This is a genomic window from Mesorhizobium sp. M0184 (genome assembly GCF_040322215.1).
GTDB lineage: Bacteria > Pseudomonadota > Alphaproteobacteria > Rhizobiales > Rhizobiaceae > Mesorhizobium.
Window position 1 is genome coordinate 198355 of sequence record NZ_JAMYSZ010000001.1, and the last position, 22665, is coordinate 221019.

Consider the following 22665-nt stretch of genomic DNA (forward strand, 5'->3'; position numbering starts at 1 on the left):
AGCACAAGGACCTGCCCATTGCAGCCTGTAATCGACACCTCGCTCTGGCTGGCGCGCAAGCGCCGGGCACTGGCCCGCCCCATCGCCGGCGCGGATTTCCTCATGCGGCGGGCGGCCGAGGATCTTGCCGACCGGCTCGGCGCCGTCGAACGCAGGTTCGGCAAGGCGGCCTCATTGTTTTGCCAGACGCCGGCAGCAGCAGAGGTGCTCGCCGAAAGCGGCAAGGTGACGGAAAACGTGCGCGTCGAGGCCGACGCCGCTTTCCTGGGTGGCCAGCCAGGACTGTTGGCGCCGTTGGAAACCGTGCCATTCGAGCCGGAAAGCCTCGACCTCGCAGTCTCGCTGCTGTCGCTGCAGGCGATGAACGACATTCCCGGCATGCTGGTGCAGGTCCGCCGGGCGCTGAAGCCGGACGGGCTTTTCCTCGGCGCCTTCGCCGGCACAGGCACGCTCTCCGAACTGCGCGAAAGCCTGCTTGCCGCCGAGACCGAGCTCTATGGCGGCGCCAGCCCGCGTGTGATCCCGTTCACCGACGTCCGCGACGCCGGCGCGCTGCTGCAGCGCGCCGGCCTGGCACTGCCGGTTGCCGACGTCGAGACGATCACGGTGCGCTACGATTCGCTGTTTGGCCTGGTCGCCGACCTGCGCGCCATGGGCGAGACCAGCGCGCTTGTCGACCGCAACAGGCGGCCGGGCACGCGAGCGCTGTTCGCGCGCGCCGCCGAAATCTATGCGGAGCGGTTTTCGGATGCCGATGGCCGCATCAGGGCGAGTTTCTCGGTGGTCTGGATGTCAGGCTGGGCGCCCGATGCCTCTCAGCAAAAGCCGCTGAAGCCGGGCTCCGCAAAAATATCGCTGAAGACAATCCTGGAAAACCCCGGCGGCCCCTGAGCGCATCCTTGCGCAAAAGCCAAGCGTATCCCACGCAAAAGCTGAGCCGGTCACTGTGCAAAAGCGTTGGCAAGCTTGCTGCTGTTATCGCTGAACAACCACTGGATGGCGCCGGCAGCCTGGCCAATACCAGCGACAATGGCAAGCGACAGCACGGCGACGATCAAACCATATTCGATAGCCGTCGCACCCCTCTCGTCGTCTAAAAATCGTTGCAGCAAGATTTTCATGGGCGCCATCCCTCTTGCCCGAACCTAGCGCCGACCCGTTAAGAAAGGTTAATGCGACAGGCTTAACGCGCGGTGAACCAGCTGCATTCTAGGAAACAGCCGAATCCTGGAGATCTGTTGAGGAGTCAGCAGTCGCCGCTGCTTCTGCCATCGGCCCGTATAACGCAGACCGAACTGGGCAGCGGCTGCAGCACGCTCTTGCGTAGCGTATAGCTGTCGCGCTGGCCGATCGAGCCGGTGCTCATCGTATCAAGCCCGTCGCGGGCAAACTGCGAGCGGGTCCGGCTGTCGAGGTAGGGCGTCGCGATCAAGGCCAGAGCCACCGCGGCCGAGCCGAACAAGAGGGCGATGCGCAATATTCCCATGCCGGCATTGGCGGCGCCAGGAAGGCGGTCGGGCCAAGGCGAGTCCCAGTCCTTGTCGAGGCTCATGCAAATCGCTCCCCAGCGGTGGAATCGGCGTAACCGCCTAGCGTCAATTTTTCACGGTCAGATAAATCTTTCATTAACGCTGCTGCCAGCGCGTTGCGGCGCTGCCCGATTTACGGCAGGTCGGCCGTTACAGCAGATCGATGAGGAACTGGATCAGCGGGGCATCGGCCGGCGGCATTGGAAAATCGCGCATCTGGCGCGGCCGCACCCATTTCAGCACCTGGCCTTCCTTCGGCTGGGCAATGCCGCGGAATCGACGGCAGACGAACAGCGGCATCAGCAGGTGAAAATCATCGTAGGAATGGCTGGCGAAGGTGAGTGGCGCCAGGCAAGGGATGTCGGTTTCGATGCCGATCTCCTCGTACAATTCGCGGATCAGGCATTGTTCCGGCGTCTCACCGGGCTCGACCTTGCCGCCCGGAAACTCCCACAGGCCGGCGAGTTGCTTGCCTTCGGGCCGCTGCGCCAAAAGCACGCGCCCGTCGGCATCGACCAGCGCGCAGGCCGCGACCAGGAGCAGGCGTTTGCCGATCGTATCCAAGCCGCTCATGCGCCGGGTGGCCGGCGATAGCGATAGCGATAGACTTCGTCGAATCCGAGCGAACGGTAGAGCGCCAGCGCCGGCGCGTTGTCCGCCTCGACCTGCAGCCAGGCTTCCCGCGCCCCGCGCAGCCGCGCCCATTTCAGCGCCGACCGGATGAGATGGCGGCCATGGCCCTGGTTGCGCACCGACCTGTCGGTGGCGATCTCGAACAGGCCGGCAAGGTCGCCGTCATGCACGCAGATCAACGTTGCCAGCGGTTCGCTGCCGGCCTCCAGCGCAAACAGCCCGGCCTCCGGCTGGATGGCGCCGATGATCTCCGACAGGCCCGGCCGCAGCGACACATCCGAGCCGCTCACCTTGAGCGCCGCGCCGATGAAACGGCTGATGTCCTTCAACGGAATCTGGTCCATGGCGTCGTCGAGCGCGGCGTCCGCCAGCGGCAGCCGCATGACCAGCGACTCCGCGAACGTGCTCCAGCCTTCGCTGTCGAGGTACTTCGAAAGATCAGGCCCCGACAGCGGCGAGATGCGAAAGGTCAGCGGCCTGCCATAGGCCTCGAAGCGGCGGCTGGCGCGGCCGATGCGCTCGGCAATGTGCTGGATGTCGCCCGGATCGAGCGGATTGACCGAGTTCAGCCGCTTGGCCGGGTGGCCGGCCGTCAGCCGAACCACCCAGGTGCCGTCATAATGGACGGCGGCCGCCGGCCAGGCGCGAAAGCCGGCCGCCTCATAGCGGCGCACGATCGCCAACACGCTTGCCGGATGTCTGGAAGCCAACGCCATCAGCTCCGATAATCGCCGTTTATGGCGACATATTCCTTGGTGAGATCGCAGGTCCACACCGTCGCCTTGCCGCGGCCGATGCCGATATCGGCGCGGATGCGGATCTCGTCGCGCTTCATATACGCCGAAGTCGCCTCCTCGGAATAGGCGGCGTCGCGCTCGCCCTGATAGGCCAGGCGGTTGTCGCCGAACCAGATCGACAGAAGGTCGCGGTCGGCCGGTTCGCCGGCCTTGCCGACGGCCATGACGACGCGGCCCCAATTGGCGTCCTCGCCGGCGACTGCCGTCTTGACCAGCGGCGAATTGGCGATCGACAGCGCGATGCGCTTGGCCGAGCGGGCCGATTTGGCTCCGGTGACGGTGACCTCGACCTGCTTGCGGGCGCCCTCGCCGTCGCGCACCACCTGCAGTGCCAGCGATTTCAGCACCTTGCCAAGGGCACGGCGGAAGGCGCCGAGGCGCGCATCCTTGGGGTCGGAAATTGCCGGCGCGCTGCGCCTGGCGGCAGCACCCGTGGCGAACATCAGCAGCGTGTCGCTGGTCGAGGTGTCACTATCGACGGTAACCGCGTTGAAGGTCTTGGCCGTGCCGCGCGACAGGAGGTCCTGTAGCACGGGTGCTGCGATCGGCGCATCGGTGGCGATGAAGGAAAGCATCGTCGCCATGTCGGGCGCGATCATGCCGGCGCCCTTGGCGATACCGTTGATGGTGACGTCGGCATCGCCGAGCTTGACCGTCGCGGTCGCCAGTTTGGGATAGGTGTCGGTGGTCATGATCGCCTTGGCGGCTTCGGTCCACAATTCCGGCTTGCCGTCCTTGACCAGACCGGCCAGCAGATGGCTGAACTTGCCGGCGTCGAGCGGTTCGCCGATCACGCCGGTCGAGGCCAGGAACACCTCGCCCGCTGTGCAGGCGGCCGCCTTCGCCGCCACCTCGCCCGTGAGTGCCGTCGAGGCGCGGCCCTTCTGGCCGGTAAAGGCATTGGCATTGCCGGAATTGACGACCAGCACGCGTGCTTTGCCAGCCACGAGGTTCTGCCGGCAGAAATCAACTGGCGCCGACGGGCATTTCGACCTGGTGAACACGCCGGCGACGGTGGTGCCGGCGTCGAACACCATGGCCAGCAGGTCGGTACGGTTCTTGTATTTTATGCCGGCCTCGGCGGTGGCGATGCGCACACCCTCGATGGCCGGCATCTTGGCATATTTCTTCGGCGCGAGCGGCGAAACCTGTGTGGACATGGAAGACCCCGGGCGGGAAAAATCGCGAAAGGAACGCCGGTTTGCCCGATAGCACGCGCCGGCGCAAGGCGTTTCACAGCCGTTACGGGTGCCGGAAGCCTGACACCTGCCGCGGCCGCAAGCAGGCTGTTGCAAATTTGTTGGCGTCGCTGCGACCGATAGCGCTATGATCATGCCCCATGGGCAGGCTTGTGGTCTTGGCACTGGCGTTTCTGGGCTTTCTGCTGCTGCGCGCCGATGCGCAGACGGCGCGGCGCGTGGCGCTTGTGGTCGGCAACGGCAGCTACGCCGAAGCCGGCACGCTGGCCAATCCCGTCAACGATGCGCTCGACATCGCCGACAAGCTGCGCGCCATCGGTTTCGAGGTGATCGAAGGCAACGATCTCGGCAAGCGCGAGCTCGAACGCAAGATCGGCGAATTCTCCGATGCGCTGCAAGGCGCCGGTGCCGGGCTGTTCTACTATGCCGGCCACGGCCTGCAGGTCGACGGGCGCAACTTCATCGTGCCGGTCGACGCCCGGCTGGATATGCCGGTCAAGCTGCAGCTCGAGGCGGTGCCGATCGACGAGGTTCTCGACATCATGGAGCAGCAGACCAAGGTCAGCCTGGTCTTCCTCGATGCCTGCCGCAACAACCCGTTTGCGCGAAGTCTCAGCCGCAGGGCCACGACGCGCTCGGCGACGGCTCTCGCCGGCCTCGCCCAGTTCGAGTCGACACGCGGCTCGTTCATCGCCTTCTCGACTGCGCCCGGCGCCGTCGCAATGGACGGGACGGGGCGCAACTCGCCCTTTGCGGCGGCTCTTTTGCGGCATATGGCCGAGCCCGGACAAAGCATCAACGACATGATGATCGCAGTGCGCCGCGACGTCGTTTCCGCAACGCGCGAGGCGCAGCGTCCCTGGGAGCAGGGGTCGCTGCTCGAGCGTTTCGAATTCGTTCCGGGCGGAGACACTGCCCAGCAACCGAAACCGGCCGTCAGCCCGGCTCCCGCGTCGCAGGTGGCTGCGCTCGAACGCTCCGTCGGCGACGAGGGTGCCATCGAAAAATTCTTGCGCGAAAACTATCTGGCGCCTGATGCCAGGAAAATGCGCGAAACCGTCAAGCGGCTCTACGGTGCGTCGGCCACCATCTACGGCACGCGCTACGACAGCGAGGCGATCGTCAAGGTCAAGACCGACTGGTTCGCGCAATGGGCATCGTGGTCGTTCGGTCTCGAGCCCGGCAGCCTTGAGGTGACGCCGCACGGCAAGGACCGTGCCGACGTGGTTTTCGCCATGCGCTACGACTATGTGCCGAAGGACAAATCGGCGCAGCGCCTGACCGGCAAGGCACGGGTCATGCTGGAACTCGTGCTGGCCGACGGCGAGTGGCGCGTTGCCTCGGAAACATCGCAAGCGCTGGAATGAACATCAGCGGACCGCTGGGTTGATGAACCCGCGAAACGCCCGCTGCACGCCCGGAATCAGCCCCCAGATCATGATCGAGACCATCAGCGGCGCGATGACCAGCGTGCGCTGCCAGATTTGCCATTCCTGCGTCAGCGGAAAAACCACGTACAGAATGGCAGTGATCAGCGGATAGACGCCGAGCAGCACCAGCAGGGCGAAGCGCAGGCGCGAAAAGCGGGTCACGGCGGTCGAGTTCATCAAACTCTCCTTATCGTTACGGAACGTTTCGTTACATATAAAACGGATCGTTCCGTTTCGTCAAGAGTTGTATATGATGGCTGCTGAAATCGCGGGTAAGGAAGAAGAAATGGGCGAAATCACCGATCCCGGGCGCAAGTCGGCTGGCGCACGGCGCAGCCCGGAAAGCGCCGATGCCATTCTCGATGCCGCCGAGGCGGTACTGGTCGAAGCCGGCTATTCCGGCTTCTCGATCGAGGCGGTGGCGCGCCGCGCACGCGCCGGAAAACCGACGATCTATCGCTGGTGGCCAAGCAAGGCCGCCTTGCTGCTCGACGTTTACCAGCGGCAAAAGCGCGTCGACAATCCCGATACCGGGAACCTTGCGGAGGATCTCGTCGGCTTCCTGAAGAGCTTGTTCGCGCATTGGCGCGACACATCGTCGGGCAGCGTGTTCCGATCGCTGATTGCCGAGGCGCAGTCGGACGAAAAAGCCGCCGCCGCCCTCGCCGAATACGCAAGAGGGCGTCGCATCCATACCGGCCAGATGGTCGAACGCGCCAAGGCAAGGGGAGAGATAGCTGCCGACGTCGATGCCACTGTCGTCGCCGACCTGATTGCCTCGTTCGCCTGGACGCATCTTCTGACGAACCGCCTGGACGAGGACGAAGCGACGCTGCGCAGGGCGGTCGGCTATGTCTTGAAAGGCATCGTCGCTGACGATGCCGGCGACGCCACGGCGGTCCGGCGGCGGCGTCGACGCATCATCGCTCGCCCTACCAAATAGAAGCGACAGGGCGGCAGCGCGCCCTGTCGTAGCCCAATCTGGCCTATTTGGCGCTTTCCAGTGCGTCGACCGTCTTCTTCAGGTTCGCATCCGGGATGTCGACCTTGGCGTTGGCGCGCAGCGACTTGACCAGCGCGAAATACTTGTCGCGGATGACCGCCTGGCGCGCCTGGTCCTTGACCTGGTCGAACGCCGGCGGCTGCTTGGTGCGCTTGTCCTCGACCTTGATGACATGCCAGCCGAACTGTGACTGCACCGGCTGGTCGGTATATTTGCCGACCGCCAGCGCAAACACCGCCTTGTCGAATTCCGGCACCATCTGGCCAGGTCCGAACCAGCCGAGATCGCCGCCGCTGGTCTTGCCGCTCGGATCGCTGGTGTGCTCGTTGGCAAGCTTCTGGAAGTCGGCGCCGCCGTCGAGCTGCTTGATGATGGCGTCTGCCTCTTCCTTCGTCTTCACGAGGATGTGACGGGCGTGCACCTCATTGGTGGGCGGCGTGTTGGCGATTTCCTGGTCGTAGCGGGCGCGGACCTCGGCATCGGTAACCTTGTCGACGACGCCCTTCTCGACCATTTCGCCATGCAGCGCGCGCTGCTGCAGGAAGGCCATGCGGCGCTGGAAGTCGGGATCCTTGTCGAGGCCGGTGGTCACCGCCTGAGCCGCCATCACGCGGATTTCGATCGCCGCCGACAGCGCCGCGGCGCGGCGCTGCTCGGGCGGAAGCTGCGCGAACTGCTGCGACAGCTCGCCCTCGGCAAGCCCAAGGTCTGCCTCGGTCAGCGTCTGGCCGTTGATGGTGGCGACCACGGCGTTCGGATCGACCGGCTTGGCCGCCGGAGCGGGTGCTGCCGGCTGGGCAGGGGCGGCTTCCTGTGCCATCAGCGGCGACAGCGAGAGGGCCGATAGCCCGAATGCCAGACCAAGGCTGGCGAGCGACGCGCGGCGGAACAATACTGACATTACGATTATCTCCAAAGCGGGGTAGCTAGAGCGGAATGGCTTCCAGACCAGCAAGATTGTGGCGGAATTTGGCGCGGTCGACAGGGCGAGCGCGGCGTTGACATCGAATGAGCCCCCTCTTATCTGTCCAACGACTTTGCGTCCAGAACCGTTTTCCGGGCGCTTTTTGCGTTTGTCCGCGTTCACGTTGAGTTGATGGGGCCAGCCGGCGCCCGTCGCAATGACTTGGAATGCTATCGAAAGGGCCATTGGATGGTCAGTCTCGGCGGTCTCGCCCGTAAGGTTTTCGGCTCCTCCAACGATCGTCGGGTCAAATCGACCCGGCCGCGCGTCGAGGCGATCAATGCCATGGAAAACGAGATGCGGGCGCTTTCCGACGCCGAGCTTCAGGCCCGCACGGACAAATTCCGCCAGGACATCGCCAACGGCGCCAGTCTCGACGACCTCCTGGTGCCGGCCTTCGCCACCGTGCGTGAGGCCGCCCGCCGCGTGCTCGGCATGCGGCCGTTCGACGTGCAGCTGATCGGCGGCATGGTGCTGCACAATGGCGGCATCGCCGAGATGCGCACCGGCGAAGGCAAGACGCTGGTGGCGACGTTGCCGGTCTACCTCAACGCGCTCGCCGGCAACGGCGTGCATGTCGTCACCGTCAACGACTATCTGGCCACGCGCGACTCCGAATGGATGGGCCGCGTCTACAAATTCCTCGGCCTCAAGGTCGGCGTCATCGTCCACGGCCTGTCCGACGAGGAGCGCCGCGTCGCCTACGCCGCCGACGTCACCTACGCCACCAACAACGAGCTCGGCTTCGACTATCTGCGCGACAACATGAAATACGAGCGCGCCCAGATGGTGCAGCGCGGTCACAGCTACGCCATCGTCGACGAGGTCGATTCCATCCTGGTCGACGAAGCGCGCACGCCGCTGATCATTTCCGGTCCGCTCGAGGACCGTTCGGAAATGTACAACACCATCGACACCTTCATCATCCAGCTGCAGCCGCAGGACTACGAGATCGACGAGAAGCAGAAGACGTCGATCTTCACCGAGGAAGGCACCGAGAAGCTGGAGAACATGCTGCGCGATGCCGGCCTGCTCAAGGGCGAGTCGCTCTACGACGTCGAGAACGTCGCCATCGTCCACCACGTCAACAACGCGCTGAAGGCGCACCGGCTGTTCCAGCGGGACAAGGACTACATCGTACGCAACGGCGAGATCGTCATCATCGACGAGTTCACCGGCCGCATGATGCCCGGCCGCCGCTATTCGGAGGGCCTGCACCAGGCGCTCGAAGCCAAGGAGCATGTGGCGATCCAGCCGGAGAACCAGACGCTCGCCTCGGTCACCTTCCAGAACTATTTCCGCCTCTACAAGAAGCTCGCCGGCATGACCGGCACGGCGCTGACCGAGGCCGAGGAGTTCGCCAACATCTACAATCTCGACGTCACCGAGATCCCGACCAACCTGCCGGTCATCCGCATTGACGAAGACGACGAGGTCTACCGGACGGTCGAGGAGAAATACAAGGCGATCGTCAAGGAGATCAAGGAAGCCCGCGCCAAGGGCCAGCCGACGCTGGTCGGCACGACTTCCATCGAGAAGTCCGAGCAGCTGGCCGAACGCCTGCGCAAGGAAGGTTTCAAGGATTTCGAGGTGCTGAACGCCCGTCACCACGAGCGCGAGGCGGCGATCGTCGCCCAGGCCGGCAAGCCCGGCGCCATCACCATCGCCACCAACATGGCCGGCCGCGGCACCGATATCCAGCTCGGCGGCAATGCCGACATGCGCATCGCCGAGGAGCTTGGCGACATGCCGGCCGGCCCCGAGCGCGAGGCCAGGGAAAAGGAAATCCGCGACGACATCGCCCGGCTGAAGGAAAAGGCGCTCGCCGCCGGCGGCCTCTACGTGCTGGCCACCGAACGCCATGAATCGCGCCGCATCGACAACCAGTTGCGCGGCCGCTCGGGCCGCCAGGGCGATCCCGGCCGGTCGAAATTCTTCCTGTCGCTGCAGGACGACCTGATGCGCATCTTCGGTTCCGAGCGCATGGACGGCATGCTGCAGAAGCTCGGCCTCAAGGAAGACGAGGCGATCATCCATCCGTGGATCAACAAGGCGCTGGAAAAGGCGCAGAAGAAGGTCGAGGCGCGCAACTTCGACATCCGCAAGAACCTGTTGAAATATGACGACGTCTCGAACGACCAGCGCAAGGTGGTGTTCGAACAGCGCATCGAGCTGATGGACGGCGAAGGGCTGTCCGAGACCGTCGCCGAAATGCGCGAGGGCGTCATCGAGGAGATCGTCGCCAAGAACATTCCCGAAAATGCCTATGCCGAGCAGTGGAACGTCGCCGGCCTCAAGGCCGAGGTCGCCGAATTCCTCAACCTCGATTTGCCGGTCGAGGACTGGGTCAAGGAAGAGGGCATCGCCGAGGACGACATCCGCGAGCGCGTCAGCCAGGCCGCCGAGGCCGCCGCCAAGGAACGCGCCGAGCGCTTCGGCCCCGACGTGATGACCTATGTCGAGCGCTCGGTGGTGCTGCAGACGCTCGATCATCTGTGGCGCGAGCACATCGTCAATCTCGACCATCTGCGCTCGGTCGTCGGCTTCCGCGGCTATGCGCAGCGCGATCCGCTGCAGGAGTACAAGGGCGAAGCGTTCGAGCTTTTCCAGGCGATGCTGGGCAATCTGCGCCAGGCCGTCACCGCGCAATTGATGCGCGTCGAACTGGTCCGCCAGGCGGCCGATGCGCCGCCGCCCGAGGCGCCCGACATGTTCGGCAGCCATATCGACGGCTTCACCGGCGAGGACGATTTCGAAGGCGGCGAGACCGCCGTGCTGGTCCGCCAGGAGACCAACGCCATCGTCGCCCCCGAAGACCGCGACCCGAAGAACCCGGCGACCTGGGGCAAGGTCGGCCGCAACGAGGCCTGCCCGTGCGGGTCGGGCAAGAAATACAAGCATTGTCATGGGGCGTTTGCGTAAGGCGCGCCTTTCCTTCTCCCCGTTCACGGGGAGAAGGTGCCCGAAGGGGGATGAGGGGCGGCATCGGCGTTTGCGATTAGCCGATCTCCCCACCTGAGGGGGAGATGGCCGGCAGGCCAGAGGGGGGCGCGAAGGGTCGCCGGCCTTTGACTTATTCGCTTCTCAAATCAGCCCTGAATCGCGTGCCGCGGCCGTCGCCTCACCCCGCGAAACCGCGTCCAGCTTGCCCAGAACCGCCGAGACGTGGTGATCGACCGTCTTCGGCGAAATTGTCAGCCGCTCGGCGATCCGCTTGTTGGAGAAGCCGCGCTCGATCAGTTGCAGCACCTCCATCTGGCGCTGGGTCAGGCCTGCGCGATTGGCACGCGTCGTTTGGCGCGGCCCCCTTGCAATACGGTTGACCCCGTTGCGCCGCATGATATCGCGCAGGTGAACGGCGACCGGCTTGGCGCCGAGGCTTTCGAAAATCTCCAGCGCCAGGCGCTGCGCGGTCTCGTCGCCCTCTGCCAACGCCAGCCCGCGTTCGTAGGGCGCGTTCATCTCGGCCCATAGTTCTGCCGCCGCCTGCCAGTCGCCGGCGAGCAGCAGCCGGTAGGGCGCGGCCATGCCGATGGTGTCGCCTGGATCCATGTCCGGCGCCAGCTTCTGCCGCCACGTCGCCAGCTCGCCGAAAACCGCCCGCGTCGTCGACAAGCTCTCAGCCAGTGCGATCAGGCCGAGCGCCTCATCCTTGTCAGCCTGGCCGAGCCACGCCCGTTCGGCCATCAGCGCCGCATAGGGCGCCAGCCGCTGCAATTCCAATCCCTTGTCCAGGAACTGGGTCATTTCGGCAAACAGCGGCTCGGCGGACGGGTCGCCGCGCCGTATCCGCAGCTTTGCCAGGGCCACCACGGCGGGATAGCGGACCAGCATCGTCGCCTGATCGTTGGCGATCACCTCGAGCGCCTCGCCGGCAGCCTCTTCCCATTGCCCCTGGCGCAGCAGCAACTGGGCCAGCACGCCGCGCATATAGTCGCGCCAGGTGACGAGATCGTTTTCGACGCAATAGCTGATGCCGCGATCGAGGAACGACCGCGCGTCAGCGAAGCCGAGCTGGTTCATCTCGCTGCAGGCGCTGTTGGTGAAGGCGCGCGCCGCATGTTCCTGAAAATTCTGCTCCAGCGCGATCTCCAGGCTGCGGGCAAGGTGCAGCCGTCCGTTTGCCAGATCCAGCCACTGCTCGGCGCTACCGACATTGTTGAGCGCGTGGCAGACGATGTCGGGCCGGTTCAGTTGTTCGGCGAGCGCAATCGCCTTGTTGCCGAGCCGCAGCGTGTCGTCGAGCCTTTCGGCCAGCATCGCCAGTTGCGAGAGGTTGGAATAGGCCATGGCGAGTTCCGGCCCGGCCGGCGCGGTCTCCAGCAGCTGAACCGCCTGCTCGCCAAGGGCATCGGCAGCCATGCGGTCGCCAAGCAGGTAGGCAAAGCGCGACAGCCATCTGAGGCAATCCCCTTCCTTCGCCGTATTCCCCTGGGCCTGATGCAGCCGGCGCGCCTGGTCCTGCGCGGCGATGGCCTCGTCGATCTTGCCGATGAGGTGGCACTCGAAGGCATATTTCTCATAGAGCGCCGTGCGCTCCTCCACCGGCAGGCTGTCGGCCTGCCGCAACACGGCTTCATAGAAGCCGGCCGCATCGCGATGGGCGCCGACGCGGGAGGCCTCGCGCGCCGCAACCGGGGCCAGTTCGCGCACTGCCTGCAGATTGTGCGCCTCCACCGCGTGATGCACGAGGCGGCCGGTGGAGACCTCACTGTTTTCGAGCAGGGCAGCCAGCGCGCGCTGGTTGAACTGCCGCCTGTGGCTCGTCGTCAACATCGCCTCGATGGCGCGGCGGGCGATCTCGTGGCGGAACGCATAGCCATCGCCCAGATCCTCCAGCAAGCCGTTGGCGACGCATTCGGCAAGCTGGCCGGCACTGGCGACGCCGCACAGGCCTTGCAACGCCCAGGCGTCGGCCCGCCGTGGGAACACCGACACCGCGTCGAGCATCGAGCGGGCGCCGGCCGACAGGCGCTCGGCCCGCGCCAGAACCGCGTCGCGCACGCTTGCCGGCAGCGCCGTTTTTTCCTCGCATCCGCTGCACAACAGCTCGGTGACGAAAAAGGCGTTGCCCGCCGTCGCCCGGTAGATGGCATCGCCATCGCGCCCCGCCGCCTCGGCCAGCGACAGCACCGCTGCCTCGCTGAGCAGCGGCACGTCGATGCGCGCGACGCTGCCTGCCGGTATCTCGCCGAGCGCGCGGCGCACCCGCATCTGTCCCTCGCTGCGATCGGTGCGCGCCGTCAGCAGCAGCAAGAGATGCCTGTTGGCGATGCGCCGGCCGAGAAAGCGGACGAAATCGAGCGTCGCATCGTCGGCCCAGTGCAGGTCCTCGATTACCAGCAGGGTCGGCTGCGCCTTTGTCTCGAAGATGTCGAGCGCATCCGAAAACAGCGGCAGCCTCTGTCCTTGCCGACGGTCGATCGCCTGCGGCAGCGCCCATTGCGCGTCCCGCGCCAGATCGTAAAGCGGCCCGAGCGGATCGGGTATCGACAGATCCTCGCAGGCGCTGCGGAATATGCGCGTGGCTTGCGCAGTCCGGTCGATGAAGGCCTCGACAAGCGCGGTCTTGCCGGCCCCGGCCTCGCCAGCAAGCACCGCGACGCAGCCACGGCCGCGCCCGGCATCGGCCAGCAGCCCGTCGAGTCGCTCCAGCTGTGTCTGCCGTTCCAGAAGCATCATTCGCTCACGCAGATCGAGTTCGCCGAAAAGGCGGACCCGCGATGGACCCGCCAACATATCCCCCGTCCATAACGCTGCCAACATAGGGAATCGTCCCGCCAAAAATGGGGAAAGGCTCCGATGTGCGCTCTTGCCGGGCGTGATCAATGTCGAGCCGCGCTCAAACCGGGCGTGACCCACTGGAGAAAGGAAGGCTTCGATGCCTCGCTATCTGATTGAACGCACATTCCCGGACGGCCTCAACGTGCCGATGAACGAAGCCGGCGCCGACGCGCTGGGCGGTGTCGTCATGCGCAATGCCGAAAAGGGCGTTACCTGGCTGCAGTCCTACGTGTCGCCGGACAAGAAGCGCAGCTTCTGCATCTACGACGCGCCCTCGCCCGAGGCGATCCGCAGCACCGCCCAGAAGAATTCGCTGCCTGTCGACAAGATCACGGAGGTGCGGGTTCTTGACCCCTACTTTTACCGTTGATGGCAGGCAAACCCCAAGTGGCGGACAAAAGGATGAGTATCAAACTGCCATTCGCGGCAATTGCGACATACCTGATGGCATGCCGGTCGGCGAACCGGCGCCTGTCGTGGGAAACCCCGGCAGTTCCCTGCTTGGCCGTCTATGGCGGATCGCGGCGGCGTTGCCTTCGCGTCTGCTGGGCAGGCGGCGCCGGCTGCCCCCGCAAGACGATTATCTGAGGCAGGACATCGGACTGCCCGAACGCGAGCAGCGGCGCGAATACTGGGAATATTATTGGTGGGACCATTAGGCCGCCGCGCCGTTTGGACGGGCTGAAACAAGCTGTGCAACCGGCCGCATCATTGTGGCCGACACGAAAACAGGACGAGCGACCTGTTTCGCAAAATTCCAACGGACGCCGCAGCGTTGAGCAGACCCGATCGGTGCGCGTCCTCAAACAACCGGAGAGAACATGAACATCAATCTTTGCACCGGGCGCCTTGCCGCCCTGGCCATCCTGTCGATCGCCGCCACCGCGGCCCAGGCGAAGGACGGCAACCCGCTGACCGACATGGTGCGCGCGGCCAACAGCCGCTTCGAGAACGTGGCGGCCGCGACCGCCGAGGGCTATGCGCCGATCCCCTGCGCCAGCGGCATCACCGGCGGCGCCATGGGCATCCACTATGTCAATCCCGGCTACCTCAAGGACGACGCGGTCGATGTCGCCAAGCCGGAAGCGGTGATGTACGAGCCGATGGCCGACGGCACGCTAAAACTGATCGCTGTCGAATACATCACCTCGAAAGGCCCGGCATCCCTCGATGGGCATCTGTTCAACTTCAACAGCGCGCCCAACCGCTATGGCCTCGGCCCGTTCTACGAGCTGCATGTCTGGGCCTGGAAGGGCAACCCGACCGGCGCGTTCGCCGACATGAACCCGAATGTTTCATGTGATGCGATGAAGGGGATGTAAGCGGCACTCTTCCTTCTCCTCGTCACTATACGGGGAGAAGGTGCCCGAAGGGCGGATGAGGGGCAGCGCGGATGTTGGCGACTGCCAATCTTCCTACCCACCCGAGCGGAGTGAGAAGCGGTCCGCGCAGCGGACAAAAAGCCAATTGCTTGGCTTGTAGGGCTTCGAAGGCCAGGCCAGAGAGGGGGCGCTGTCCCGCAGGCTTGACCCGCCAAAATCCCGGGAAGGCGGCTTCGTCCACAGTCATTTCCTCAACCATCTTCACCTGCACGCCGATCTTCTGGTCCTTGAGCAGGTCGCATAGTCCGTCGCCATCGATCAGGTCGATGGCCGGGAGCTCCGTCGCGCACAGCCTCGCGCCGGGCGCTCACATCATATGATGCGCAGCGGCGCGAGAATATCGTCGCGGTCTGGTCGAACGACCGGTCCTGCCAAACCCCAAATCAATCCCTCTAGTTCGTCTGGCGGGAGATGCAGCAATGCTGCGATCTCATGTTTCGTCATGCGCTCGCTCCAAAGATGAGCGAGAATCTTTCGCCAAACCGCCGACGTTTCGCGCTCGATGCCGTTCGGCTCACCGGTTCGATAGCCACGGCGGCCTAGTTCAATGCAGGCTGATTTGTATTGCCACTCCGTGAGCAGGCTCAATGAATGAAGCCTATACGCCATCGCCATCGCAGATACGCGCCAGCGGGCTTTCGCACGGAGGATAATATCTACGGTAATGAATCGGGGCACACGTGAACGCACGTCGTGTTCCGGCATCAAGAATGCCGAAGCGAATTGGTTTGCCTCGCGTTCGGCAAGACGTGACCGTTGCGCACCAGCGTGCCTGTGCATCACCAGATGACATAGCTCATGGGCAGAATCGAAAATGCTATGCTCTGGCGTCTTGTAATTGTTCAAAAAGATATAAGGCCTCTCGTCGCGCCAGAACGAAAAGGCATCGACAGAGCTAGTTGCTTCCGACAGAGAGAAAACCCTCACGCCGTGCACCTCTAGCAGGCCAAGCATATTGCCGATTGGTTTCTCGCCGAGATTCCAATACCCGCGCAGAGCGCGGGCGGCCATTTCCGGGTCTGTTTCATAGCTTAAGTCGAGAAGGTTGGTGTCGGGCAGGCTGAATTGCTCTTCAAGCCAATCACTAAGTTCCAAACCCAGGCGTCCTGCGTTGATCGCCGCATCCCGTTCCTTCGCGCTCATTTTTGAAAGACTGCGAAAGCTAACGGCTGTCGTATCAAGCTCGTCAGGGTCATCTAGGTGGAAAAAGGTTGCCGGGTAGTCCAGCGCGGTGGCAAGCTTGCCGATGCTCATCTCGTCGGGTTCGTTTTCTCCGTTTTCGATGCGCGAAACGGTAATCGGGGACAACCCCGCAGCTTCAGCGAGTCCTTTACCTGTCATCCGCCGTCGTTTCCGAGCGAGGACGAGCCTTTTCGGATTGAATGCCATGACGATTACTTCTTGCGAGCAACCTTCGGGTCGAAATCATCGGCGACATCATCGCTATCAAACGACAGCTTCGGCTCTGCATCCAGATCACTGCCATCCGAGAGGAAAAGCCGCTCCACAAAATGCGTAAATCGACCGCCCTTCACAACGGGACAACTCAATTCGGCCGCCCCGTCCGGAGCAACCATCAAGTAGTATACAGTCCAGCCTTTCTCGTCGGCTTGATGGACCGGAGCATAGCTAGGCAGGCCACCAAACAGGTCATTGCCCGCGCAAAGGCGCTCCGCGCCAGCTCCCTTGCTGGAACGCGGCTTCGGGTCATGGTGATCGCTGCAGGCGATGTCGACGTTCGCAAAGACGATCTTGATGCGCCTTGCCTCATTCCGGATTGTTTCGACACCATTTGTCCGGTCAAGAACCCAATCGGCTCCGACAAACTCATTCCGAAGCGAGAAGGTGCCATAGTGATAAGAGAACGTCCCGGCTGCATTGGCTGGGAAAAATAGGGTCGCATCAGCCGCCGCGCCGACGGCTATGTTCCGAGCAATGAGAAGCTTGGCCCTTTCAAGCTGCAGGTACTCAAGGCGCGGTAGAACCTCCCATTCTTCCCGGAGAACGCGCGTCGGGGTCATTTGGGGCATGTGGATAGCTCCGTGTTAACGAATCTTACCATGCCGTATGGTTTAAATTATTAACACGCAAGCGCTATTTCTGATTGCCCAACGCTTTTCCGCAGCCTTTTTGGCGATCTCAGCGCGACGCTCTGGCGTCATATTCTCGGCCCGCTTCTTTCCGCTCTGCGCCAAGGGCCTTGGCAGTGGGGTCCTTGCCGTCGTCAATCACATCGTCAGCTTCCTCGCCTGTCGCAATGCGCAGGACGCGGACGGCGTTGCCGATCACGTCGGCGGGGCGCTTCTGGCCTTAGGTCCGGTGGGCACTCCTAGTTCTCCGCATGGCTAAAAACGACAGCGCCGTTGTCCTTACGAACTTCAACGGACACGATTCCATCGTCACCCTTTCGGGTTTGGAACATGGAGGTTGCATGATCTTTCGCGGTCTTCTCGTCGTCGAAGATCACCTTGTCGACGATGCCCTGTCTTCCATACCAGATGACAGTGTAGACCATTGTTGCTGCCATGCTTTCCGCTAAGCATATAGGCGTTTTCGCATATGGGGCAAACGGGATAGGCGCTTCCGCGTATTTCAAACTGAGACACTACCGAGCGGGGTAAAGGGTTGCGCGAATGATGAATATGAGCAGCGCGCCGCCCCTCATCCGCCTGCCGGCACCTTCTCCCCGTATAGAGACGGGGCGAAGGAAAGCTCACCCAACCGTTTCTTAATGTGTCTCCGCTACACCCCACCCCTGTAAATTGGCGGAAAACGGAGTGTGATCGGGGTGCGCTTTTCCGCGGCGACGACAGCCGGGCGGTTCCTGCCGCAGCGCCTTGCGCTGCGCATAAGGCCGCTGCTTGGCCTGATCGATGCCGTGCTGTTCAGCGCCGGCGCGCGCGGCGAGGCCGGCCGCATGTCGCTGATCGCCTTTTCGGTCCGCATCGTCAGCGCCGTCATCGCCTTCGTCAGCCAGGTTTTGATGGCGCGCTGGATGGGCTCGTTCGAATACGGCATTTTCGTGCTCGTGTGGGTGACGATGGTCATCGTCGGCAATCTCGCCTGCCTCGGCTTCCACACCTCGATCATCCGCTTCATTCCCGAATATCGCGAGCGCGGCATGATGGCCGAATTGCGCGGCATCGTGCGGGCCAGCCGGCTGTTCGTGCTGGTTGCCTCGACGGTGATCGCCGGCCTCGGCGCGCTCGGCGTCTGGCTACTGTCGCCCTTTATCGAGAACTATTATGTCGTGCCGTTCATCCTCGGCATCATCTGCCTGCCGATGATCGCCATGTCCGACCTGCTGCAAGGGCTGGCGCGGGCCAATTCCTGGGCGCTGTTTGCGCTGTCGCCGACATTCCTGGTGCGGCCGCTGTTGATCCTGGCGTTCATGGCGCTGATGCTGCTGGCGGGCTACGCGCCGGACGCCAGAACGGCGATCTTCGCCGCGATCGCCGCCACCTACGCCACCACGCTCGGTCAGCTCGTCGGCGTCACCTCGCGCATCGACAAAAGGATCCCGGCCGGGCCGATGAAGCTGCATTTCGGCCAATGGTTCATCGTCTCGCTGCCGATCTTCCTGGTCGAGAGCTTCTTCTTCCTGCTCACCAGTGCCGACGTGCTGATGGTCGGCGCCTATCTCGATCCCAACGACGTCGCCGTCTATTTCGCCACCGTCAAGACGCTGGCGCTGGTGCATTTCGTCTATTTCGCGGTCAAGGCCGGCGTCGCCCAGCGCTATGCGCAGTTCACCCATGGCGAGCCGCAAAAGCTCGCCGCCTTCGCCCGCGAAACCGTGTCGTGGACCTTCTGGCCGTCGCTGGCGATGGCGCTGCTCGTGCTGGCCCTGGGCGAGCCGATGCTGACCCTGTTCGGCCCGGAATTTTCCGCCGGCTATCCGCTGCTGTTCCTGCTGGTGTTCGGCGTCGTCGCGCGGGCCGCCGTCGGCCCTTGCGAAAGCCTGCTCACCATGAGCGGCAACCAGAATATCTGTGCCGCTGTCTATGCCATGACGCTGGCCTTCAATATCGCGCTTAGCGTCGTGCTGATCCCGCTCTTCGGCTTGTGGGGCGCGGCGATGGCCACCGTCTTCGCCATGATCTTCGAGGCCGGCGCGCTGTCCTTTACGGTCTGGCGCAAGCTCGGCATCGCCATGGTCATTTTCGTGCCCGCCAAAGGAGCTGCCTGATGGCTGCCGTCCCCTTGCTCGAGGAAACCAGCGGCGGCCCGGCCGGCGCCATGGTGTCCGGCCTTGCCGGGCTTGCCCGCGAAGCCGATCCCGCCCATGTCGAGATCCTCGCCAACAACCGGCCCGAGCGCAAGCTTGCCATCTATCCGGCCTCCGCCGGCTTCGACCTGGTCGAGGAGCTCGACTATCTCTGTACCCGCACGATCGAGCCCAACGTCTTCTTCAATCCGCGCTTCCTGGCGCCGGCCATGCCCAGGCTCGAGGACCGCGAGGTGCGGCTGGCCGTCATCCGGGACGGTGACCAGTATCGCAACCGGCTGCGCCTGCTGGTGCCGTTCTCGGTCGAGCGGCCGATGGTGCCGCTCGGCGTTCCCGTCATGCGCACCTGGTCGAGCCCGTTCGGCCCGATCGGCACGCCATTGGTCGACCGCGACGATCCGATCGGCGTCATCGAGGATTTCTTCTCGATGCTGTCGAGGCCGCATCTCAAGCTGCCGAAGGTCTTCGTGCTGCCCGACATAAGGCTGGACGGCCCGGTGGCCAGCCTGCTCGCCAGCGTCGCCGAAACGCGCGGCCTGACGCTGGTCACCACCGGCAAGGCCGAGCGCCCGGTGCTCGAAAGCGAGCTCGATGGCGAGGAATATCTGAAAGCTTCGCTGCGCGCGCACCATTATCGCGAGTTCCGCCGCCTGAAGCGCCGCCTCGCCGACCTCGGCCGGCTGGAGCATGTCGTGGCGCGCGGGCCTGACGAGATCCGCCACGCCATCGAAAATTTCCTGACGCTGGAGGCTGCCGGCTGGAAGGGCCGCGAGCGCACCGCCATGGCCATCGACCGCTACCGCGCCGCCTTCGCCCGCGAAGCGGTGCACCGGCTGGCCGAGCAGGATCTCTGCCGCATCCATTCGCTGACGCTCGACGGCCGCACCATCGCCTGCCTGGTCGTCTTCGTCGAGGCCGGCGTCGCCTACACCTGGAAGACCGCCTATGACGAGACGCTCGCTGCCTATTCGCCGGGCACGCTGCTGATGATCGAGGTGACCAGGCAGCATCTCGACGACCCCAACATCATGATGACCGATTCCTGCGCGGTGCCCGACCATCCGGTGATGAGCCGGCTGTGGAGCGAACGCAAGCCGATGGGCACGCTGGTGATCGGGTTGACGCCGGACGCCGACCGCCCCGCCCGCCAGGCGGCCTCGCAGCTTCACCTCTATCGCGAGACCCGCAACATGGCGCGCCTGCTGCGCAACCGGATGAAGAGCCTGTTGCGCCGCCGGTAGGAGTATTCGCCTAAATCGCGTCTGCCGGCGCGAAGAAGCAGTTTTCGTGTTCTTCGGTCGGATGAAGGCAGATGTGAAAATTGTCGTCGCCGGACGGAATTACGCTATCGTAGGGGACAAAATATCGGTCCTGATGAGTGACCTTCTGGTGGTCGCCTGGCCGCAAAACGATCACGTAGCCATCTGGCCGCGGTGTGACGGTTATGCTGGGAATCTTGCCGCACTCTCCTGTCAGCGGATCGCCGTGACAGCAGGCCGGTGGATAGGTCCAACCGCCATCGGAACTATGCGCAAATGCCGAAACACTCCCAAGTGCTGCAGCCGTGGCGATCACGCCTGCCAAGCTGGCCTCCATCCATCGATTTCCGACCGCGTGCACCCGAACGGCTCCAAACGCCAATGACACTTGCGGCAATCATATATCATTAGCGCACACTAATATAGTGAAGCGGGCGTTTCCCGATACCCTTTCGAGGCGTAGGCAATGCTGCTTCCCGGCTGCGGCCAAATCAATGTCCAGCAAAATAACGCCGAGGCCCAACCTGTTCTGGTTTCTGTCCGTCTGGGGTCTTCCCGCGCCATGGGCTGGGCTCTCTCGGGCCTAGGTCGTCAGGGTTAATTCTCCCGATCAGCGGAAAGGATTAGCATCGACGCAGTCCCAACCGGGATGAGGCGATCAATTACGGCCGCGCGTCCAGCATCACTGCCGCCTCGGTCCTGCACGGCCAGAAGAAAAAAATCTGGGAGGAATGCATGATGAAAACAACTCACCTCAGGCGTGTCGGTATCCTCACCTTGGCAGGACTCATTGGCGCGTGTCTGAACGCCGCCACTCCTCGGGCGGCCGAACCCGACAAAGCCGAGATCGATGCCCTGCGTAAATCGCTGTCCAGGTATGAAGACTACAAGGTTGCCATTCGCGAGCTTTATCTATCGACGGTAGGATGCGTCTTCTACAGCGGCGAAAAGGTAGAGGGGGCGATGGACTACCCTAAGGGCGCGATGGGCATCCATTTCGTCAACGTCACGACTGTCGGCCCGACCGCGGATCCGACGCGCCCCAATGTGCTGATCTATGAGCCGGTCGGCGGCGAATTGCGCCTGGTCGGCGCGGAATGGCTCGTGCCCTTGACGCCGGACACAAAGGAGCCGCCGAAGCTCTTCGGCCAGACATTCCAGGGGCCGATGGAGGGGCATTATCCGCTCATCCCGAAGGAGTTCCACCACTACGACCTTCACGCCTGGCTGTTCAAGGACAACCCGCTCGGAATGTTCAGCCCGACGAACCCGGACGTGAAATGCGACAACTATCCGTTTCCGATGCCTGAGCAGCCGACCAAGATGGTGCCGGGGCCGATGTAATAGCGGCTCAGGGTACGATCCGTAGCTTGCGAGGAAAGGCAGCCGGACTTCAATGGCGTTATCCCAGAGGACGCTTCTGGGATAACGTCCAACCAAAAGTCCGTTCCCGGAACTTCGGACTCGTTTTGCCGTTTGGCAACGACGGCACGAGACTGCCGCGGATTGACAAAGGCGTTCCAAGGAGCCGACCGCGAAACGACGGAGGACCAAGTGAAAAGTCTGATCCAGACAGGATTGTCCGCAGCCGTTTCGGGTACGATCGTCAGCTTCGCCACAACAGCTGCGCTGGCCCTGCTTGCCAGGCGGGAAGGTAAAGGCACCCTGCAGCCCACGAATGCGACCAGCCACTGGCTCTACGGCGAACAGGCCGCGTCGGTGCGGCGCGGTGACGTGGCGCACACGCTCGTCGGCTATGGCACGCATCACGCTTCCTCCATGTTCTGGGCATTCCTCTTCGAACTATGGCTCGCCTCGAGGCCGCCGCGTCCGTCGCTTCTGATATTTCGCGATGCGTTGGCGGCAGCGGCCATTGCCGCGGCAACAGATTATGGCTTCGTGCCGAAGCGGTTGACGCCAGGTTGGGAGACGGTGCTGCCGAAGCGATCTATCGCGGCGACTTTTGCGGTGATGGCGGTCGGTCTAGCGATGGGCGGCATGATCAACAAGGAATTGCGCCGGCAGCATTAGGAACAGGATTTGAGACAGATGCTTGGCACTGCGCGTGCACGTCGCGACGGGGCGGATCGCCGCGCGCGTCCCATTCCGCGGGGTCTCCACCCCATCGGGAACCTTTCTCAAGCGACATGGTTCCGAATGTGCGGCGAAAGCGTGCTGCTCATTCCTGCTATCGCCAAGGAGATTCGACCATGAAGCTTCGCGAGTTGTTGGATCAAATAAAGGACCTGCCGCCGGACACCTTGGTCTGTGCCGCCGAAATCGATGAAGCCTTTGCAGTCAACGTTGTTGGCGTTGAAGCTGTCGAGAGCGCCAGAATCCAAAGCCGCAAACCGGATGGCACCGAAGCTGTCGAACTCGCCAACGGGACCGACAAAGTCATCGTGATCCGCTGGTGAAAACCGGGGAAGTTGCGTTCAACAGCATGATGTTCCGCTC

Annotated in this window: 24 protein-coding genes; 12 read left to right on the forward strand and 12 right to left on the reverse strand. The window is 63.5% G+C overall.

The genetic code is table 11. The annotated features are described in order from the left end of the window. Positions 1-18 precede the first annotated feature (18 nt). Positions 19-891, forward strand: coding sequence for a methyltransferase domain-containing protein (locus NKJ23_RS00985; protein WP_352677706.1), 873 nt, complete (start codon positions 19-21; stop codon positions 889-891). A gap of 50 nt (positions 892-941) precedes the next feature. Here NKJ23_RS00985 and NKJ23_RS00990 read toward each other — a convergent pair whose 3' ends face one another. From NKJ23_RS00990 to argJ, 5 genes are all read right to left on the reverse strand, one after another. Then, positions 942-1121 (reverse strand): Flp family type IVb pilin, encoded by a 180-nt coding sequence (locus NKJ23_RS00990; protein ID WP_352456654.1) that lies wholly within the window; start codon positions 1119-1121, stop codon positions 942-944. A gap of 125 nt (positions 1122-1246) precedes the next feature. Then, on the reverse strand, positions 1247-1552 hold the full coding sequence (locus NKJ23_RS00995; RefSeq protein ID WP_352505141.1) for a hypothetical protein: 306 nt from the start codon (positions 1550-1552) through the stop codon (positions 1247-1249). Positions 1553-1679: 127 nt separating this feature from the next. Further along, positions 1680-2102, reverse strand: a complete 423-nt coding sequence (locus tag NKJ23_RS01000; RefSeq protein ID WP_023677979.1) for a (deoxy)nucleoside triphosphate pyrophosphohydrolase — start codon at positions 2100-2102, stop codon at positions 1680-1682. Next, entirely contained in the window at positions 2099-2878 is a 780-nt protein-coding gene (locus NKJ23_RS01005) for a GNAT family N-acetyltransferase (RefSeq protein WP_352677708.1), read from the reverse strand. The genes NKJ23_RS01000 and NKJ23_RS01005 overlap by 4 nt, the downstream gene beginning before the upstream one ends. After that, positions 2878-4119 (reverse strand): bifunctional glutamate N-acetyltransferase/amino-acid acetyltransferase ArgJ, encoded by a 1242-nt coding sequence (gene argJ / locus NKJ23_RS01010; protein WP_352593930.1) that lies wholly within the window; start codon positions 4117-4119, stop codon positions 2878-2880. The genes NKJ23_RS01005 and argJ overlap by 1 nt, the downstream gene beginning before the upstream one ends. 179 nt (positions 4120-4298) lie before the next feature. Between argJ and NKJ23_RS01015 the strand changes: the two genes are divergently transcribed. Continuing rightward, entirely contained in the window at positions 4299-5525 is a 1227-nt protein-coding gene (locus NKJ23_RS01015) for a caspase family protein (protein ID WP_352677709.1), read from the forward strand. A gap of 3 nt (positions 5526-5528) precedes the next feature. Here NKJ23_RS01015 and NKJ23_RS01020 read toward each other — a convergent pair whose 3' ends face one another. Beyond that, positions 5529-5765 carry a putative antibiotic biosynthesis monooxygenase gene (locus tag NKJ23_RS01020; RefSeq protein ID WP_352471336.1) on the reverse strand — a complete coding sequence of 79 codons (237 nt, stop codon included), beginning with the start codon at positions 5763-5765 and terminating at the stop codon, positions 5529-5531. A gap of 109 nt (positions 5766-5874) precedes the next feature. On the opposite strand from NKJ23_RS01020, the gene NKJ23_RS01025 reads away from it, so the two are divergent. Next, entirely contained in the window at positions 5875-6531 is a 657-nt protein-coding gene (locus NKJ23_RS01025) for a TetR/AcrR family transcriptional regulator (protein WP_352677711.1), read from the forward strand. 43 nt (positions 6532-6574) lie between these two features. On the opposite strand, the gene NKJ23_RS01030 is transcribed toward NKJ23_RS01025, so the two are convergent. Further along, positions 6575-7492, reverse strand: a complete 918-nt coding sequence (locus NKJ23_RS01030; protein WP_352456658.1) for a peptidylprolyl isomerase — start codon at positions 7490-7492, stop codon at positions 6575-6577. Between the two features lie 252 nt (positions 7493-7744). On the opposite strand from NKJ23_RS01030, the gene secA reads away from it, so the two are divergent. Beyond that, on the forward strand, positions 7745-10477 hold the full coding sequence (secA, locus tag NKJ23_RS01035; RefSeq protein ID WP_352677713.1) for a preprotein translocase subunit SecA: 2733 nt from the start codon (positions 7745-7747) through the stop codon (positions 10475-10477). A 162-nt stretch (positions 10478-10639) separates the two neighbouring features. On the opposite strand, the gene NKJ23_RS01040 is transcribed toward secA, so the two are convergent. Further along, complete coding sequence (locus NKJ23_RS01040; RefSeq protein ID WP_352677715.1) at positions 10640-13294, reverse strand: helix-turn-helix transcriptional regulator; 2655 nt, start codon at positions 13292-13294, stop codon at positions 10640-10642. Positions 13295-13436: 142 nt separating this feature from the next. On the opposite strand from NKJ23_RS01040, the gene NKJ23_RS01045 reads away from it, so the two are divergent. The 3 genes from NKJ23_RS01045 to NKJ23_RS01055 all read left to right on the forward strand — a co-directional run bounded on the left by NKJ23_RS01045 (position 13437) and on the right by NKJ23_RS01055 (position 14661). Further along, the gene (locus NKJ23_RS01045; RefSeq protein ID WP_023677971.1) at positions 13437-13709 is read left to right on the forward strand and encodes a DUF4242 domain-containing protein; all 273 of its coding nucleotides are present in this window, start codon (positions 13437-13439) and stop codon (positions 13707-13709) included. 79 nt (positions 13710-13788) lie between these two features. Next, positions 13789-13998, forward strand: a complete 210-nt coding sequence (locus NKJ23_RS01050) for a hypothetical protein (protein WP_352677717.1) — start codon at positions 13789-13791, stop codon at positions 13996-13998. Between the two features lie 162 nt (positions 13999-14160). Then, complete coding sequence (locus NKJ23_RS01055) at positions 14161-14661, forward strand: hypothetical protein (protein ID WP_352677718.1); 501 nt, start codon at positions 14161-14163, stop codon at positions 14659-14661. Positions 14662-15033: 372 nt separating this feature from the next. On the opposite strand, the gene NKJ23_RS01060 is transcribed toward NKJ23_RS01055, so the two are convergent. From NKJ23_RS01060 to NKJ23_RS01070, 3 genes are all read right to left on the reverse strand, one after another. Then, positions 15034-16110: an ImmA/IrrE family metallo-endopeptidase gene (locus NKJ23_RS01060; RefSeq protein ID WP_352577173.1), complete on the reverse strand. Its 1077-nt coding sequence runs from the start codon at positions 16108-16110 to the stop codon at positions 15034-15036. Between the two features lie 5 nt (positions 16111-16115). Then, on the reverse strand, positions 16116-16751 hold the full coding sequence (locus NKJ23_RS01065) for a hypothetical protein (protein WP_352677720.1): 636 nt from the start codon (positions 16749-16751) through the stop codon (positions 16116-16118). 299 nt (positions 16752-17050) lie between these two features. Beyond that, positions 17051-17248 carry a hypothetical protein gene (locus NKJ23_RS01070; protein ID WP_023721050.1) on the reverse strand — a complete coding sequence of 66 codons (198 nt, stop codon included), beginning with the start codon at positions 17246-17248 and terminating at the stop codon, positions 17051-17053. Positions 17249-17509: 261 nt separating this feature from the next. On the opposite strand from NKJ23_RS01070, the gene NKJ23_RS01075 reads away from it, so the two are divergent. After that, on the forward strand, positions 17510-18910 hold the full coding sequence (locus NKJ23_RS01075) for a lipopolysaccharide biosynthesis protein (RefSeq protein ID WP_352678078.1): 1401 nt from the start codon (positions 17510-17512) through the stop codon (positions 18908-18910). Continuing rightward, a complete protein-coding gene (locus tag NKJ23_RS01080; protein ID WP_352677722.1) occupies positions 18910-20190 on the forward strand; it encodes a GNAT family N-acetyltransferase in 1281 nt (426 codons plus the stop codon). The genes NKJ23_RS01075 and NKJ23_RS01080 overlap by 1 nt, the downstream gene beginning before the upstream one ends. A 10-nt stretch (positions 20191-20200) precedes the next feature. Here NKJ23_RS01080 and NKJ23_RS01085 read toward each other — a convergent pair whose 3' ends face one another. Beyond that, positions 20201-20524, reverse strand: coding sequence for a hypothetical protein (locus tag NKJ23_RS01085; protein WP_352525213.1), 324 nt, complete (start codon positions 20522-20524; stop codon positions 20201-20203). Between the two features lie 419 nt (positions 20525-20943). Between NKJ23_RS01085 and NKJ23_RS01090 the strand changes: the two genes are divergently transcribed. From NKJ23_RS01090 to NKJ23_RS01100, 3 genes are all read left to right on the forward strand, one after another. Then, the gene (locus NKJ23_RS01090) at positions 20944-21552 is read left to right on the forward strand and encodes a hypothetical protein (protein ID WP_352456665.1); all 609 of its coding nucleotides are present in this window, start codon (positions 20944-20946) and stop codon (positions 21550-21552) included. A gap of 210 nt (positions 21553-21762) precedes the next feature. Beyond that, on the forward strand, positions 21763-22239 hold the full coding sequence (locus NKJ23_RS01095; protein ID WP_352677724.1) for a hypothetical protein: 477 nt from the start codon (positions 21763-21765) through the stop codon (positions 22237-22239). A 179-nt stretch (positions 22240-22418) separates the two neighbouring features. Next, positions 22419-22625: a sugar phosphorylase gene (locus NKJ23_RS01100; protein WP_352577184.1), complete on the forward strand. Its 207-nt coding sequence runs from the start codon at positions 22419-22421 to the stop codon at positions 22623-22625. Positions 22626-22665 lie beyond the last annotated feature (40 nt).

What these genes read in the sequence shown, in the direction of transcription:
- NKJ23_RS00995 (WP_352505141.1), bottom strand. Translation starts at nt 1,552, where the DNA reads ATGAGCCTCGACAAGGACTGGGACTCGCCTTGGCCCGACCGCCTTCCT.
- NKJ23_RS01040 (WP_352677715.1), bottom strand. Translation starts at nt 13,294, where the DNA reads ATGTTGGCGGGTCCATCGCGGGTCCGCCTTTTCGGCGAACTCGATCTG.
- NKJ23_RS01015 (WP_352677709.1), top strand. Translation starts at nt 4,299, where the DNA reads ATGGGCAGGCTTGTGGTCTTGGCACTGGCGTTTCTGGGCTTTCTGCTG.
- NKJ23_RS01000 (WP_023677979.1), bottom strand. Translation starts at nt 2,102, where the DNA reads ATGAGCGGCTTGGATACGATCGGCAAACGCCTGCTCCTGGTCGCGGCC.
- NKJ23_RS01065 (WP_352677720.1), bottom strand. Translation starts at nt 16,751, where the DNA reads ATGCCCCAAATGACCCCGACGCGCGTTCTCCGGGAAGAATGGGAGGTT.
- NKJ23_RS01100 (WP_352577184.1), top strand. Translation starts at nt 22,419, where the DNA reads ATGAAGCTTCGCGAGTTGTTGGATCAAATAAAGGACCTGCCGCCGGAC.
- NKJ23_RS01005 (WP_352677708.1), bottom strand. Translation starts at nt 2,878, where the DNA reads ATGGCGTTGGCTTCCAGACATCCGGCAAGCGTGTTGGCGATCGTGCGC.
- NKJ23_RS01070 (WP_023721050.1), bottom strand. Translation starts at nt 17,248, where the DNA reads ATGGCAGCAACAATGGTCTACACTGTCATCTGGTATGGAAGACAGGGC.
- NKJ23_RS01045 (WP_023677971.1), top strand. Translation starts at nt 13,437, where the DNA reads ATGCCTCGCTATCTGATTGAACGCACATTCCCGGACGGCCTCAACGTG.
- NKJ23_RS01030 (WP_352456658.1), bottom strand. Translation starts at nt 7,492, where the DNA reads ATGTCAGTATTGTTCCGCCGCGCGTCGCTCGCCAGCCTTGGTCTGGCA.
- NKJ23_RS00990 (WP_352456654.1), bottom strand. Translation starts at nt 1,121, where the DNA reads ATGAAAATCTTGCTGCAACGATTTTTAGACGACGAGAGGGGTGCGACG.
- NKJ23_RS01060 (WP_352577173.1), bottom strand. Translation starts at nt 16,110, where the DNA reads ATGGCATTCAATCCGAAAAGGCTCGTCCTCGCTCGGAAACGACGGCGG.
- NKJ23_RS01055 (WP_352677718.1), top strand. Translation starts at nt 14,161, where the DNA reads ATGAACATCAATCTTTGCACCGGGCGCCTTGCCGCCCTGGCCATCCTG.
- NKJ23_RS01050 (WP_352677717.1), top strand. Translation starts at nt 13,789, where the DNA reads ATGCCGGTCGGCGAACCGGCGCCTGTCGTGGGAAACCCCGGCAGTTCC.
- NKJ23_RS01090 (WP_352456665.1), top strand. Translation starts at nt 20,944, where the DNA reads ATGATGAAAACAACTCACCTCAGGCGTGTCGGTATCCTCACCTTGGCA.
- NKJ23_RS01080 (WP_352677722.1), top strand. Translation starts at nt 18,910, where the DNA reads ATGGCTGCCGTCCCCTTGCTCGAGGAAACCAGCGGCGGCCCGGCCGGC.
- argJ (WP_352593930.1), bottom strand. Translation starts at nt 4,119, where the DNA reads ATGTCCACACAGGTTTCGCCGCTCGCGCCGAAGAAATATGCCAAGATG.
- secA (WP_352677713.1), top strand. Translation starts at nt 7,745, where the DNA reads ATGGTCAGTCTCGGCGGTCTCGCCCGTAAGGTTTTCGGCTCCTCCAAC.
- NKJ23_RS01020 (WP_352471336.1), bottom strand. Translation starts at nt 5,765, where the DNA reads ATGAACTCGACCGCCGTGACCCGCTTTTCGCGCCTGCGCTTCGCCCTG.
- NKJ23_RS01025 (WP_352677711.1), top strand. Translation starts at nt 5,875, where the DNA reads ATGGGCGAAATCACCGATCCCGGGCGCAAGTCGGCTGGCGCACGGCGC.